This is a genomic window from Pseudomonas sp. WS 5011, assembly GCF_012985775.1.
In the GTDB taxonomy this organism is placed as follows: Bacteria; Pseudomonadota; Gammaproteobacteria; order Pseudomonadales; family Pseudomonadaceae; genus Aquipseudomonas; species Aquipseudomonas peli.
The window spans coordinates 99,798-114,024 of the sequence record NZ_JAAQXA010000009.1 but is presented as its reverse complement, the minus strand read 5'-3'; the positions used below and the strand labels follow the sequence as shown (position 1 = coordinate 114,024).

General features: G+C 55.9%; 11 protein-coding genes. 5 read left to right on the top strand and 6 right to left on the bottom strand.

What is annotated here, in order from left to right; translation table 11 throughout:
• The first annotated feature begins 27 nt into the window (after positions 1-27).
• Positions 28-795, top strand: a complete 768-nt coding sequence (locus HBN63_RS11955; RefSeq protein ID WP_170049556.1) for an SDR family oxidoreductase — start codon at positions 28-30, stop codon at positions 793-795.
• Positions 796-850: 55 nt separating this feature from the next.
• On the opposite strand, the gene HBN63_RS11950 is transcribed toward HBN63_RS11955, so the two are convergent.
• Positions 851-1,498 carry a hypothetical protein gene (locus tag HBN63_RS11950; protein ID WP_170049555.1) on the bottom strand — a complete coding sequence of 216 codons (648 nt, stop codon included), beginning with the start codon at positions 1,496-1,498 and terminating at the stop codon, positions 851-853.
• A gap of 102 nt (positions 1,499-1,600) precedes the next feature.
• On the opposite strand from HBN63_RS11950, the gene HBN63_RS11945 reads away from it, so the two are divergent.
• Complete coding sequence (locus tag HBN63_RS11945; RefSeq protein ID WP_090255844.1) at positions 1,601-2,386, top strand: TSUP family transporter; 786 nt, start codon at positions 1,601-1,603, stop codon at positions 2,384-2,386.
• On the opposite strand, the gene nudC is transcribed toward HBN63_RS11945, so the two are convergent.
• The 5 genes from nudC to dnaQ form a co-directional block, all read right to left on the bottom strand.
• Positions 2,354-3,181 (bottom strand): NAD(+) diphosphatase, encoded by an 828-nt coding sequence (gene nudC / locus HBN63_RS11940; protein ID WP_170049554.1) that lies wholly within the window; start codon positions 3,179-3,181, stop codon positions 2,354-2,356. The two genes, HBN63_RS11945 and nudC, sit on opposite strands and share 33 nt — an antisense overlap.
• Before the next feature lie 2 nt (positions 3,182-3,183).
• A complete protein-coding gene (locus HBN63_RS11935) occupies positions 3,184-4,863 on the bottom strand; it encodes a ferrous iron transporter B (RefSeq protein WP_170049553.1) in 1,680 nt (559 codons plus the stop codon).
• 50 nt (positions 4,864-4,913) lie between these two features.
• Positions 4,914-5,726, bottom strand: coding sequence for a crotonase/enoyl-CoA hydratase family protein (locus HBN63_RS11930; RefSeq protein ID WP_170049552.1), 813 nt, complete (start codon positions 5,724-5,726; stop codon positions 4,914-4,916).
• A 237-nt stretch (positions 5,727-5,963) separates the two neighbouring features.
• Complete coding sequence (locus tag HBN63_RS11925) at positions 5,964-8,222, bottom strand: Orn/Lys/Arg decarboxylase N-terminal domain-containing protein (RefSeq protein ID WP_170049551.1); 2,259 nt, start codon at positions 8,220-8,222, stop codon at positions 5,964-5,966.
• A 128-nt stretch (positions 8,223-8,350) separates the two neighbouring features.
• Entirely contained in the window at positions 8,351-9,115 is a 765-nt protein-coding gene (dnaQ, locus tag HBN63_RS11920) for a DNA polymerase III subunit epsilon (protein WP_170049550.1), read from the bottom strand.
• A 123-nt stretch (positions 9,116-9,238) separates the two neighbouring features.
• Between dnaQ and HBN63_RS11915 the strand changes: the two genes are divergently transcribed.
• From HBN63_RS11915 to HBN63_RS11905, 3 genes are all read left to right on the top strand, one after another.
• On the top strand, positions 9,239-10,444 hold the full coding sequence (locus HBN63_RS11915) for a site-specific integrase (RefSeq protein WP_055985726.1): 1,206 nt from the start codon (positions 9,239-9,241) through the stop codon (positions 10,442-10,444).
• 3 nt (positions 10,445-10,447) lie between these two features.
• Entirely contained in the window at positions 10,448-12,154 is a 1,707-nt protein-coding gene (locus HBN63_RS11910; protein WP_154100872.1) for a site-specific integrase, read from the top strand.
• A 200-nt stretch (positions 12,155-12,354) separates the two neighbouring features.
• Positions 12,355-14,223 (top strand): integrase, encoded by a 1,869-nt coding sequence (locus HBN63_RS11905; RefSeq protein ID WP_234493349.1) that lies wholly within the window; start codon positions 12,355-12,357, stop codon positions 14,221-14,223.
• Positions 14,224-14,227 lie beyond the last annotated feature (4 nt).

The window sequence follows — 14,227 nt, the reverse complement described above, 5'->3', positions numbered from 1 at the left end:
AGGCCTCTCATAAGAAAGGAAAAGCCCATGTCCAAGACCCAACTGTTCGACCTCGACGGCAAGATCGCTTTCGTTTCCGGCGCCAGCCGTGGCATCGGCGAGGCCATTGCCAAACTGCTGGCCCAACAAGGCGCTCACGTCATTGTTTCGAGCCGCAAGATCGACGACTGCCAAAAAGTCGCGGATGCCATCATCGCAGACGGCGGTAAGGCCACGGCAATTGCCTGCCACATTGGCGAGATGGAGCAGATCAGCAACGTCTTCGCGCAGATCAAAGAGCAATTCGGCCGTCTCGACGTGCTGGTCAACAACGCCGCCACCAACCCGCAGTTCTGCAACGTGCTCGACACCGACCTGGGCGCGTTCCAGAAGACCGTTGATGTGAACATTCGCGGTTACTACTTCATGTCCATCGAGGGCGGCAAACTGATGAAGGCCAACGGTGGTGGCAGCATCATCAACGTGGCCTCGATCAACGGCGTCTCGCCGGGTGAATTCCAAGGTATTTACTCGGTCACCAAAGCTGCCGTCATCAGCATGACCAAGGTCTTCGCTAAGGAATGCGCGCAGTTCGGCATTCGCTGCAACGCCCTGCTGCCAGGCCTGACTGACACCAAGTTCGCCTCAGCGCTGACCAAGAACGATGCCATCCTCAAAGTCGCCTTGCAGCGCATCCCGCTCAAGCGTGTGGCTGATCCGAGTGAAATGGCTGGCACCGTGCTGTACCTGGCCAGCGATGCCTCCAGCTACACCACCGGCGTGGCATTGAATGTGGATGGCGGCTTCCTCTCCTGAGATAGCTAATCCAATAAAAAAGGGACCCTCGGGTCCCTTTTTTGCAGCCTGGAATTTACTGCCAGTCCTTCAGCGCCTGCTTGGCCGCCGGATTCATTGGCTCGGCGAGCAAGCCAGCAGGTGTAAGGTTGATGCTGTACACCGCCTCATCGGCCAGCGGCAGGTACGTTACCCGGCGCGCCTGTGGATCGAAGATAAACAGATCATGCTGACCCAACCGCAGCCAGCGCCAAAGATCGATACCATACGGGCTGTGCGCCAGCTCGACACGGGTATGCTGCGCCAGGCTCTGCTGTTCGATGGAAAGAAAACGCCCTGAGAGCTTTTCCAGGCGATAACCTGGCTGCAAACCAATCAACTCGGCCAGCCCCTTCCACTGCAGAAATCGCGCATCAAGCTGCCAGAGGTCGCCCTCCATGGTCAGTGTGCGCTCACGACCGCCCTCCAGCACACTGACGCGATACAGCGGGCCGTCAGCCTTGAAGCTCAACGTGGCCAGCGGCTTACCTTCAGGAATTGCTGCGTAGCTGCGCAAATCGTTGGCCAACAGACCAACCAGCGCCGCCAAGGCGAGAAATGCCAGGCCGCAGGTGCCACGCAACCAACCGAGAAACCAGTGACGATTGAACAGGATGCGCGCCGCAACAAACGCCGCCAATAACCCTAGCAATGCCGTTGCCCATGCCAGTCCGCCGTATTGCATTGCCGTGCATTCCTTATGCGTGAGATTGCCGGCATTATGCGCAGCTACCTGGCTATAGAACAGCCAGAGAACACCACAATTAGACACAGGACGTGTTTTTAAATGGCTTTCCCGTTTGAACTCAGCGTTGATCTAAGCACACTGGCGATTCTCGCCATGGTCGCGTTTATTGCTGGCTTTATCGATGCAATTGCCGGCGGTGGCGGTCTGCTGACCATCCCGGCGCTGCTGACGGCCGGCCTACCGCCGCACCTGGCTCTGGGCACCAACAAACTCAGTTCGACCTTTGGCTCGGCTGCTGCAAGCTACACCTTCTACCGGCGCAAATTGTTTGACCCCGGCCAATGGCGCAACGCGTTGATTGGCACGGCCGTCGGCGCGCTTCTCGGAGCCGCGATGGCGCAATGGCTGCCGTCGGAGTGGTTGAACCAGCTGCTACCCGCCGTGGTATTTGGCTGCGGCCTGTACCTGCTGTTTGGCAAAACACCGGATGCGCCGCTGCTTGCCGAAGCGCCGATTGCCAAAGGCCGGCAGTGGCCACAAAGCCTCAGCCTGGGTTTCTATGATGGGGTTGCAGGCCCTGGTACGGGTGCCTTCTGGACGGTCAGTAGCCTGCTGCTCTACCCGCTTGACCTGGTCAAAGCCAGCGGCGTGGCCCGCAGCATGAACTTCGTCAGCAATATCTGCGCACTGACCGTATTTATCATCAGCGGACAAGTGGCCTGGCTGCTGGGTATCTGCATGGGGTTGGCGTTGATGGTTGGGGCGTTTCTCGGGGCACGCACCGCGATCAAGGGCGGATCGAAGTTTATCCGCCCGGTATTTATTCTGGTGGTCCTGGCGTTGACCGTACGCCTAGCCTGGCAGCACTGGTTCGGGCTGGCCTAGACGGCGCGCCACATAGACGTCGATCAGATAACGGGCAATCGAACGCGAAGCCGGCAGTGGCGGCAGGTCATGCACACTGAACCACTGCGCATCCTCGATTTCATCGACCTGCATGACGATATCGCCACTGGCGTATTCAGCATGGAAGCCCAGCATCAGCGAATGCGGAAACGGCCAACCCTGGCTACCCAGGTACTGCAGGTTCTTGATCTCGACCCCGACCTCTTCGCGTACTTCACGGGCTACGCAATGCTCGACCGACTCCCCCGCCTCCACGAAACCTGCCAGAGTGCTGTAAACCCCGGACACAAAGCGCGGCGAGCGCGCCAGCAGAACCTCATCGCCGCGAGTAACCAGCACAATCATGCTGGGTGAAAGCCGCGGGTAATGATGCAGCTCACAGCGTATGCAGTGCATCGCGCGTTCGCCCGGCATATGTTGCATCGATCCACCACAGCTGCCACAGAAACGATGCTGACTGGCCCAAGTGCCAATCTGGGTGGCGTAGCTGAGCAACTTGAAGGTATCGGCATCGCCTTGCAGCATAAATTGGCGAAGGCTCTGCCAGGCGCAGCCCGGGATGTCGAATGGCTGACTCAACTCCAGCAGATAAACAGCGTCGCCATCAAAGTGGCCTAAGCCATGCTCAGCGATGATCGGTAAATCCTGCTTTTTTAACCACTCACGGGGAAACAGCACACCGTTGCTGTCTGCTAGAAAATGCTGTTTGCAGTGCACAACCGCCCAGCCACCAGGCTGCTGGCTGTCAAGCAGTGTAGGTTGCCAGCGGAGCATGCTCACACCTCCAGCGGCATGCCCAGGGCACGCACGCTTTCTGCCGCGAGATCAAGCACGCTGGGCTGGGTTTCCGGACGCATCACTGCCCCGGCTTCGAGGTAGTACTCAAGGCTGCTAAGGGCATCGGCGAGGGTTTCCAACATCTGCTCGGACGGCATGTGCGGCGCGTCAAACATATGCTGTTGAATGTAATCGGCGCACGCACCGACCAGCTGGGCGGCGCGTTCCTGACCGAGGAACCACAGCCCACCGCGAACGGCTTGCAAACTGAACGGAACATTCGACAGATGCATGCGCTCGCCGCCCGATTCGAGATAGGCGGTAATTGCCCGCTTGGCCAGAGCCAGCCCGGCTTGGGCCTCATCGACTACCACAATACGGGCCTCATTGAGCTGGTGCAGGGCAAAGGAGTCAGCTTCTTCGCCAGGCTGAGCCTGCGTGGGTCTTACTTCACGGCGCTCGCCGCGATCCAGACTGGCAACCATGCCTTCGACATACAGCACCGCATCGGCCAGTTTATGCAGCTCCTGCGGTTGCGGCGCACTCTCCTCGCTCCAGCTGGCGACAGTCTGCAGTTGAGCGTTTAGGGAGTTGCCAGCCGAACTGAGGCCAACCATACCCAAGGTCTTACTCAGCTTACCCAGCAGGGCATGCAAGCTGTTGAGGCTGTCACTTTGCAGGGTGCCGCGCTCGATCAGGTCGAGCATATCCTTGACGCTGTTGAGCTCCTCACGGATCGCCGAACTCAGCGAGCGCATTACGGCCTGCCCGGGACCTGCCAGGCGCTGGTATTCCTCTTCCAGCAGGTGATCGGTAAAGGGTAACGGCGTCAAACCGAACACTTCACTTAGGGCGGTCGCTTGCGGCCCACGACTGTCGGCCAGGGCCACCAAGTAGAGCAACTCTTTGAGTAACCCACGAGGCGCTTCGTATTGCCCATTGACGAAGAGTTGCTTGAGCTCGCGGTCAATTCGCGAAAACAGCTGTTTACGCGACTTGCGCGCCAGCAGCTGACCGTCGACCTGCGCCTCAACAGCCGCTGCACCGACCCAGCACAGGCGACCGCGCGGCTCGTTGGCAAACAAGCTATCGAGACGACTCAGTGCACGCCCCATCAATTTGAGACTGGCTTGTGGGTTCTGCTCACGGATAAAGCCCAGCAGCCCCACTTGATACATGTGGCGTAAACGACGCGCTTCGCTCTCACGGGCAGCGCCATCAACCGAGGGCGGCGAGGTGCGCGGGCGGGCGTGGTCGAGGCGCACGCTAAAGAAAAAGCTTTCTGGCAAGGCGGACTGCCCGCCGGCCTGACGGAGATCATTGATCGCCGGCAGCAACAGCTCCGGCATTTCTTGACGGTGGGCTTCAACGTTTTCCAGATAACGGCGCAGCACATGCAATGCGTTGCTCAGGGCGGAAAGCTGCGCATCGCGCTCTTCGCCGGCACCGGCGGGAATATCAGTGGCCTGATCCAGCACTTCCTGGGCCAGTAACTCGGCACCTGCCAGCTCAATTAGATTCAGCGTGCCGCGTACCTGATGCAGGTTTTCCACGGCCTGTTGCAACAGACTGCCGTTGTGACGGTCGGCGATAAAGTGTTCGAGGCTCGACTCGGCCTCTTCCATGGTGGCAAACAACTCATCGCGCACCAGATTAAGCGACGTGGCTCCAGAAACCATGAGCTATTGCGCCTCCCGCGTTAGGAAAAAAGACAGGTGGAAGGGCAACATCAGTCGGCAAACTCCGGTTTCTGCTTGCTCATATGAGCGGCCATGGCCACCCGCAGATCGGCCGATTGCAGCATGGCGGCGTTCCAGGTGGCGATATATTCCAGGCCATCATCGACGCGGTGATCGCGCATGTAGCGAATCATTTCCTTGGTGCCACGGATGGCGACCGGCGACTTACTGGCGATCTCACGGGCAATACCCATCACGCCTTCTAGCAAGGCATCGACATCGGCATAGGTACGATTGACCAGGCCAATGCTGCGTGCCTCCTCACCCTCAATGGTGCGGCCGGTAAAGGCCAGCTCGCGCATCATGCCATCACCAATGATGCGCGGCAGACGCTGCAAGGTACCCACGTCGGCGGCCATGCCAATATCTATTTCCTTGATCGAGAACTGCGCATCGACCGTCGAGTAACGCATGTCGCAGGCCGAAATCAGATCAATCGCGCCACCCAGGCAGTAGCCTTGAATGGCTGCAAGTACCGGTTTACGGCAATTGTCTACAGCGTTGAACGAGGCTTGCAGTTCAAGAATCTTGCACCGCAGCTTTTCGGCATTGCGACCGACATCCGAACCCAGCTGGCTGCCAATCGACGCGAGCATCATCAGGTCAATGCCGGAGGAGAAATGTTTGCCCGCGCCGGAGATCACCACCGCACGCACCTCATCGGTGTCATCAATCCAGCGGAAGATCTCGATAATCTCGCGCCAGAAGTCCGCATTCATCGCGTTGACTTTTTCTGGGCGGTTAATCACCACGTGGGCGACCTTATCTGCCAACTCGACATTAAAGGCTTTGTAGTCGGACACGGCAGTCATCCTCAGCAAGGGCGCGGAGCGCGTAGAATCTTATTAGGGTAAAAATCGAGCAACTATAACAACCAACCGACAAATGTCGATGCTGGCCACTGTGACGCAGGCCACGTCATCAAAGTTAAGCTCAATTTTTACTTATCGGCGATAAGCGCTTGATCTACTGAGAAAGACTGGCGGCAAACCAGCGCATATCGCTGGTGCCGCCGGGCAAAGGTACAGGCCAGAGCAGGATCAGGCCTTGATGCAGTCCACGGTGTAGACGCCATTCTCACGCTGCAGGCCGTGCACATCGGCATCGAAACCAGGGAAGCTGCGGTCAAAGGTACGGGCAAAGGCCAAGTAATCAATGATCGAACGCGTCTGCGCAGTAAAACGCTCGCCTGGCATGATCAGCGGAATACCTGGCGGATAGGGCACCAGCATCACCGCAGCGATCCGCCCCTCCAGCTGCTCAATCGGCACTGCCTCGACTTCGCCGCGTACCAGTTGGTTGTAGGCATCAGCGGGTTTGATCGCCACTTCCGGCAGTACCGTGTACATGCGCTTGAGCGCCTTGGCCGTGGCGTTTTCGCGGTAGCAGGCATGCAGCGCATCACACAGGTCACGCAGCCCCATGTCCTGATAAAACGTCCTGCCAGCCTGGGCGATAGACGGCAATACATCGCTTAACGGCAAGTTGGCGTCATAGCTGCGCTTGAACTCCAGCAACTCGGTCAGCAGCGTGCTCCACTTGCCTTTGGTAATGCCCATCGAGAACAGCACCAGGAAGGAATACAGCCCGGTCTTCTCCACCACCAAGCCACGCTCCCAGAGGAACTTACTGACCACGGCAGCCGGAATGCCCCGCTCGTCCAGTTTGCCGTCGGCGGTCAGTCCAGGCGTGACCAGCGTGACTTTGATCGGGTCAAGCAGCACATAGTCTTCAGCCACATCACCAAACCCGTGCCAGTCGGCTTGCGGTTGCAGCAGCCAATCCTGAGTCACCACATCATCGGTGCCTTCGGCTTTGGCCGGCTGCCAGATGCTAAACCACCAATCATCAGCACTTAGGTTCTGCCGTAGGTTGGCTAGGGCGCGACGGAAGCTCAGCGCTTCATCGAAGGTTTCCTGAATCAGTGAGCGGCCTGCTGGACCTTCCATCATCGCCGAAGCCACATCCAGCGAGGCGATGATGCCGTACTGCGGCGAGGTGGAGATGTGCATCATAAAGGCTTCGTTGAAACGATCCCGATCCAATTGGCGCACACCGCCATCCTGCACATGAATCATCGAAGCCTGGCTGAATGCGGCCAGCAATTTGTGGGTGGAGTGCGTGGTAAACACCAGCGGCGCTGCTTCGGTACGTGCGGTGCCCATGCCGTAACGCCCGGCATAGAACTCATGAAATGCTGCATAGGCATACCAGGCCTCGTCGAAATGCAGCACTTCAACGCTGTTGCCCAGGGTCTGCTTGATCAATTCTGCGTTGTAGCAAAGGCCGTCGTAGGTCGAGTTGGTCACCACCACCAGCTTGACCATCGCCCCGCTGCTGCTCGGCACACGACCGCGTGCCAGTGGGCTGGCATCGATCTTCGCCTGGATCGATTCACGGCTGAATTCGCTCAGCGGAATCGGCCCGATGATGCCCAGCTCGTTGCGTTCTGGGCAAAGGTACAACGGGATCGCACCGGTCATGATGATCGAATGCAGGATCGACTTATGGCAGTTGCGATCCACCAGTACCAGGTCATCCCGACCGACCATGCTGTGCCAGACGATCTTGTTTGCCGTCGAGGTGCCGTTGATCACGAAATAGGTGTGATCGGCGCCAAAGTTACGCGCCGCGCGGGCTTCAGCCTCGGCGAGCGGGCCGGTGTGATCGAGCAACGAACCCAACTCAGGCACCGACACCGAGAGGTCGGAACGCAGGGTGTTTTCGCCGAAGAACTGGTGAAACGCCTGCCCCACCGGGCTTTTGCGATAGGCCACACCACCGCCATGGCCAGGTGTGTGCCAGGAATAGTTGGACTGCGCCGTGTGCTGCACCAGCGCCTTGAAGAATGGCGGCAACAGGCAATCCAGATAATTGCGCGCCGCGCGGGCCACCTGGCGGGCCAGGAACGGCACGGTGTCTTCAAACAGATAGAGGATGCCGCGCAACTGATTGAGATCGACCATGGCCTCAGCAGGCGCATTCTCGATGGTCACTTGCTCACCGAGGGCAAAAATCGGCAACTGTGGCGCACGACGGCGGGCGATGCGGATCAGCTCAACCATGTCCTGCAGCAGGTTCTTGTTTTCACCCGCACCTTCGGCCGCGACCAGGATGCAGGCCAGGCCGTGGTGCGTGGAAGCGACGATGCGCCCCTCGGCGGAGCTGGCGGTAGACAGAATGCTGAAGCCGTCCTGCTCCAGTTCTTGGGCGATGGCGCGCACCCGGTCACCGGCCACAGTATCGGCCTTGATGTCACGGTGCACGATCAGGACGGGGAACTTGAGGTCTTTATACATTGTGGCGTCCCTGAGTGTGACAGGCTGAGCCTGCCTATCGCCTCAGGGTAGAGGCTGGCTCCGCCAGGCGGAACCCCCTCTGCGTGACGCTGTACGAAAAGGTCGCGAGTGGATAACTCGCGACGTTCTTATACCTCAGCCTTGGGCTGCTCCATTTGCACCCAGAGCGGCGGCGCACCTGCAGATTTTTCGATGATCGCCAGACGCGCCGCGTGCTCGGCGAGCTCTGCAGCGCTGGCCTGGATCACCCGCGTACGTGCACGCTCAGCAGGCAGACGGCGGATCGCACTGGGCTGCTGACGGCCATTGCTGTCGCCTTCCGAGCCATCGCCAGCCAGGGACAGATTGGTCTGTCCACCAGTCATGGTCAGGTAGACGTCAGCCAGAATTTCGGCGTCGAGCAAAGCGCCGTGCAGATCACGACCAGAGTTATCAACGCCATAGCGTTTGCACAGGGCATCGAGGTTGTTGCGCTGCCCTGGATGGCGCTCGCGGGCCATCATCAGGGTGTCGAGGATCGAGCAGTGCTCGCTGATATCGGCGCGGTCGTCCTGCTTGACCAGGGCAAATTCGTTGTTGATAAAGCCAACGTCGAACGCCGCGTTGTGAATGATCAGCTGCGCGCCCTTGATGAATTCGAAGAACTCATCGGCGACTTCATTGAAGCGCGGCTTGTCTTTGACAAAGTCGTTGGTGATGCCGTGCACCGCAATCGCGCCTTCGTCAATTTCGCGATCAGGCTGCAGGTAAACGTGAAAGTGCCGCCCGGTCAGACGCCGGCCGATCAGTTCAACACAGCCGATTTCGATGATCCGGTGACCATCGGCCACCGGCATACCGGTGGTTTCGGTATCGAGTACTACGGTTCTTGCAGGAGCACTTTTGTAAACCATGAAAATTAAAAACCTCTGGAAGCCTCTAAAACAATGATACCACACGCAAAACAACCATCCAACCGAAAAATTAATCTGTAAACAACGCTTGCTCTACCGTTATATACCGGTCATTATGTAAACATGACATTCCAGATAAAGCACTACATTGAAAAAAGCGGTGAACGGTTCTCACTGCTCTATGGCGCTGACGAACGCGGGATCCCCCTTTTCTATCCGACAGCCTTCGCTGCACGCTCTTTACGCATGGACAAGACCCACGCCACTCAGCTGGTTGCACTGGAATCGATCCGCCGGCTGTGCGAGTGGGAACGTGACCGACTAAAAAGTGTTGAAACAATGCTCCTCGCTGGAGAGCTGCTGGCTGCCAGGGAAATTGATGATTTAGCCGTGCATGTCCTCGCTCGCCGCACCGGCAAAGCAAACGACGTAATTAGTAGCACTAAGTTTAATAACTATTGGGCTAACATCACCGCATATATAGAGTGGCTGACAGACGAGCTACTGCCAAACCGTAATGATTTGAACACCCGGAAGCTGGTCGAAGATCAGGCCAGACGGCTTGACAGGAAGATTATTAAGCGAGCCGGTTCCAAAGCACGGCGAGAACAGAAGCTCTTGGAAGAAAAGCTGCCAGAGATGGCGCGAGAAGAACTTCTTTCCATATTCCACGATCCTTTTAAGGGTCTAATCACCGAGATTTACAAATCCACTCGATTTCGCAACACAGTAATGCTGCGTATCCTCTACGAAACCGGCATGCGGAGAGGCGAACTTCTTGCATTGAAGCTCAAGAACTTCGTTGAATCTAGCGGCGGCCAAAGTGCCTACCTCGTTGTTGAGCGTAATCACAGCGATGAGCTAGATCGCAGACTTAATCAGCCTGTTGCAAAAACGCTTGGGCGAACCCTTCCCATTTCAGAACAACTCGAACAACAAATGATTGAGTACAGAGTTCGCTATCGTGCTGAACTACGAAATGCAGGCCACACTGATGACTCATTCATCTTCTGCGTACACCACTCTAGGGCGCATGAAGGCACACCCCTGACCATAAATGGATTTAATTCTGCCTTTGCATATTTTCGGTCTTGCTTCCCAGCTGTAGCGGGCCTCCATCCTCACGCCTTTCGGCATGACTGGAACTATCGACTCTCTATTAAAGCAGACGAAATGGGCATGTCCGAAACCGAGGAGAACGAAGCACGATGCGAAGCTATGGGGTGGGTTCCCGAGTCAAAAATGGCAAAAATATATAATCAGCGCCACAGAAAAGAAAAAGCAATGGAAGTTGGGCGAAAAATAGCCCTCGATACCGAGCGCCGATGAAAAATGAATTATGCGACCACCAAAAAAAATGTAGCACTCACCGCAGAAGAAGATCTACTTTCTGACCGCGACGCAATTAGCACAAACGAACTAGCACTTGACCTAAATGCAACGACTCGATCAACAATTGATGGACGCATCTTCTGGAAGGGAAATGTCTTAGTCAGACTAGGTCGATCTGACACCGACCTATCTCTATTCCTGCAAGGCTTTACGGCAGCATCAAGCGATGCCTTCAAAGAAGCTTTTCTGCTGTATGCCGACAGTAAACAGCCTGGGTTAGAACTTGTCATGCATGTAGCCCGCATACTGCGCGCCATTAGTAAAGAGCTCTCCCCCAATAAGCTCGATGTAACTTGGGCAAGCCACTCGCTAAAGAACATCTCATTCCGGCGCTCAAAGCGTCAAATATGCAATTTTTTAGAGTTCTTAAATGATCGCCACCCAGGCCTAGTGACAAACGATGCGCTAAATTTTTTATTACAGGCAGCTTACCCGAAACAATCCTCCCGAAACGTTGAGTCTGATGACCCGACAAAAAGCTGGCTCACCGATCAAGAGTATGATGATATTGTCCGATACAGTTGGAATCATTACGACCTGACGAACAGTACCAGCACTGCCCTGATTAGACTTTTATCAGCTCAGTATGCTCGCCGCCCATCCCAGCTCGCCAGCCTGAAATTCTGCGATCTGAAGTCAGACACGCAGAAAGTAATAAGCGAGTTACCGGATAACGAAATTCATTTTCCTGCAGCAAAAGAGAGAGACGCCGGCTCTGAATTCAGGGCAGGAAAGGTTGAAGCACATCCCATTGCTAAGCACCTTTGGGACATGCTGAAAATCCAGCGCAAAGAAATTAAGGCTCTATTTGAAAAGACACTAAATCTGGAACTGAGCGACTCAGATGCCGTCAAGCTTCCAGTGTTCACGAATAGCAGACGCATTGCTGCAGCTGCAGAAATGTTAGAAGAAAAGCTAAACTTAAATCCCTCCCAATGCCTCGATGATGAGCTATTTCACCTAATCCCCCTGCAAGTGGGAAGGGTCATAGCTTTTGAGTTTGACATGGCAGGAACAGGCGCTGGCCGAAGACTTCGGAAAGATGAAAGAGAATTGCTTCGGCGACCGACCAGCTCACGAACGAATCAACCAATCATCGTGACTGCTACGCGTCTCCGCCATACCCGAGCGAGGCAGCTAGCTCGCCAGGGGGTACCTAAGGCAATTCTGTCCTATTGGCTGGGGCACAATGAAGATACCGCCATTGATGCCTATTACGATGATCCTGCCGAAGATGCTCGTCGGTTTGACGAGATCATGGGCAAGGGTCTAGCTCCTATTGCACAAGCGTTCCATGGAAAGATCATTGCCACCGATGCTGAAGCTACTCATCCCAGCGATCCGTCCAAGCGCCTTGAGTTCGCAGGAGATGAACGACTGGAGTATCTCGGGCGGTGCGGAAAGTTCAGTTTTTGTGCGACTACCTCTATTCCTATCCCTTGTTATCGCTGCAAGAATTTCGAGCCCATTGCAGGTGCTCCTCACGAAGAAGTGCTGAATGCGCTGCACTACCGGCAGGCCCAAGAGCACGCGCTGATTAAACCTGGCAGCCTCCGGAATCTTCTCATCCCGATAGACCTCTCGGAAGATATCCGTGCCGTTGAGCGTTGTATTGAGCTCTGCAAGATTAAACGCGGGGATAAGTAGTGGTAGCTCACCTCAAGCTCGTTAGCTTCAATCCAAATCCGCTACTTAGCCCTACGACCAATCTCAGAAATTTCGTTAGATACTGCCAGAATGAGTTAACACTGTGGCAAGAAGAAAGTGGCTTCTCGTGGGAATCAGCTTACTGGCCGAATCCATCTAGAGGCGCTCGCGTAAGATTCACCAATCTAGATAATGCAGGAATGCACCCATCTGTCGCTCCGAGCGACCGAGAACTTATTCATCCGGCCCTGATTGATGTAATAAAATCGTACCTCCGCTATCGCCATACGCTCAAGCCCCACGGAAACCTCGCCCGGGAACTGCAGGCATTCAGAGCGCTAGACAAAGCGCTGACAGAGGACATGGATGTCCCCGACGTCACTGATGTGCAATTCCGGCACTTTCAGCGAGCGGCTGAATTGGTCGAGCATATGTCTGGGCGGCAGGCAATTCTTGCGTCACTACTTCAAATTCTCGCCTTACTGTCTGAAAAGCTTATTGTTCCTGCGGAAGTCATCCGCTGGCAGCACCCGTATGTCAAGGAGAAGTCTTACGACAACGTCCGGGGCAGCAATGCGCCAGCTGATGTCAAGATAGCAAAAGTTGCTGATCAAGACGCATTTTTCAGCATTGCAGACATATTCAGCAAGCCGCTTAGTCAACTTGATGACAGCGACATTATGGTCACCTCGATCACCGCGTTGCTGCTCTCCGCTCCCATGCGGATCGGAGAATCGCTCCGCTGGCGAACCGACTGTTTGAGGACAGATGCAGATAAGAACGGCGATCCGCAGCGCTACCTGGCCTACTACGTCCCCAAGACACGCAGCTACACGCGTAAAGGCGTACCGACAACCATAGCAGAGGTCGCACGGGAGGCTATCGAACGACTCATAAGTATTACAGAGGAAGGCCGTCGCCTCGCTGTATACATGGAAACCAGCCCTAAGCATTTCTATAGACATTCGACATGCCCTGACGTACCTGATGATCAGGAACTGACTCGTGACCAAGTCGCTCAAGCCCTCGGTTTCATGCACCGCAAGGCATGCGAAGACTTCATGCGCAAGCACACCGGCAACTATTCCCTAACCGGCTTCACTCTAGACTCCCTCTGGGAAATTGTTCTCGCTGAGCATCGCGAGAACAACCCACACTTCCCCTATCAGGAGCGCGCCCAGGAAGACCTCAAGCCACTAAAAATGAGCGAGTCGCTTATGTGCTTCAGGCGGCTTCAGTTGGGCGCGCGCGTAAGCACAAGCCCTGTCCTGCTTGCCCCATTCAATCCGGACTTCTATCGGAAACGACTAGACGGCGTGGTCAAGCTTGATCGAAAAAATCAGCGCCCTTTGTGCTTTTTTACCAAGCATGGCTTCAACCCGCTGCGACTGAACTCCCATAGCTTGCGCCACTTCATCAACCGCCTCGCTAAGCAATATGGAATGTCGATTGACGAATTGACGGAGTGGAGTTCGCGCGCATCCGTGCGTCAGACCAGAACGTACTTGCACGAGACACACGACCAAAAACTCGAACGATCCTCGCTGATCATGAGCACGAAGCAAGAGCATCAGACGCTTGCGCCCGTAACCGAGGAAGAAGCTACCAGCTACGGATATGGCCCCTTTCACCGGAGCCGCTATGGTATTTGCCGGAGATCCTGGCGGGCCGGCCCCTGCAACAAGTTCGCGGATTGTACGAACTGCTCCGAATTACTAGCGTGCAAGGGCGATAAGATTGCCTTAGCAGCGATAAAAGGCGACCGGGATAACATGGTTCGTACGTTCGAAGCTGCCAGGGTCGCAATACAGAATGGTGAGCGCTCGGCATCGCTTTGGATGCAGAAGGCAACACCCCAGATCCAGCGCCTAGATGAGCTAGTAGGCATCATGGAGAATCCTGATATTCCGGACGGAACTCCGATTGCGCTCACTGGCACCGACTTTAATCATGAGTCGCTGATTGTTCAGGATCAGGCAGCGAAGGCTGGCGTTGAACTATTGGACAGAGAAAAGCTCGCGCTAGAGTTTGGCGGCGACCTCATTGAATGCCTGAAAATGCTGGTCTGAGCAA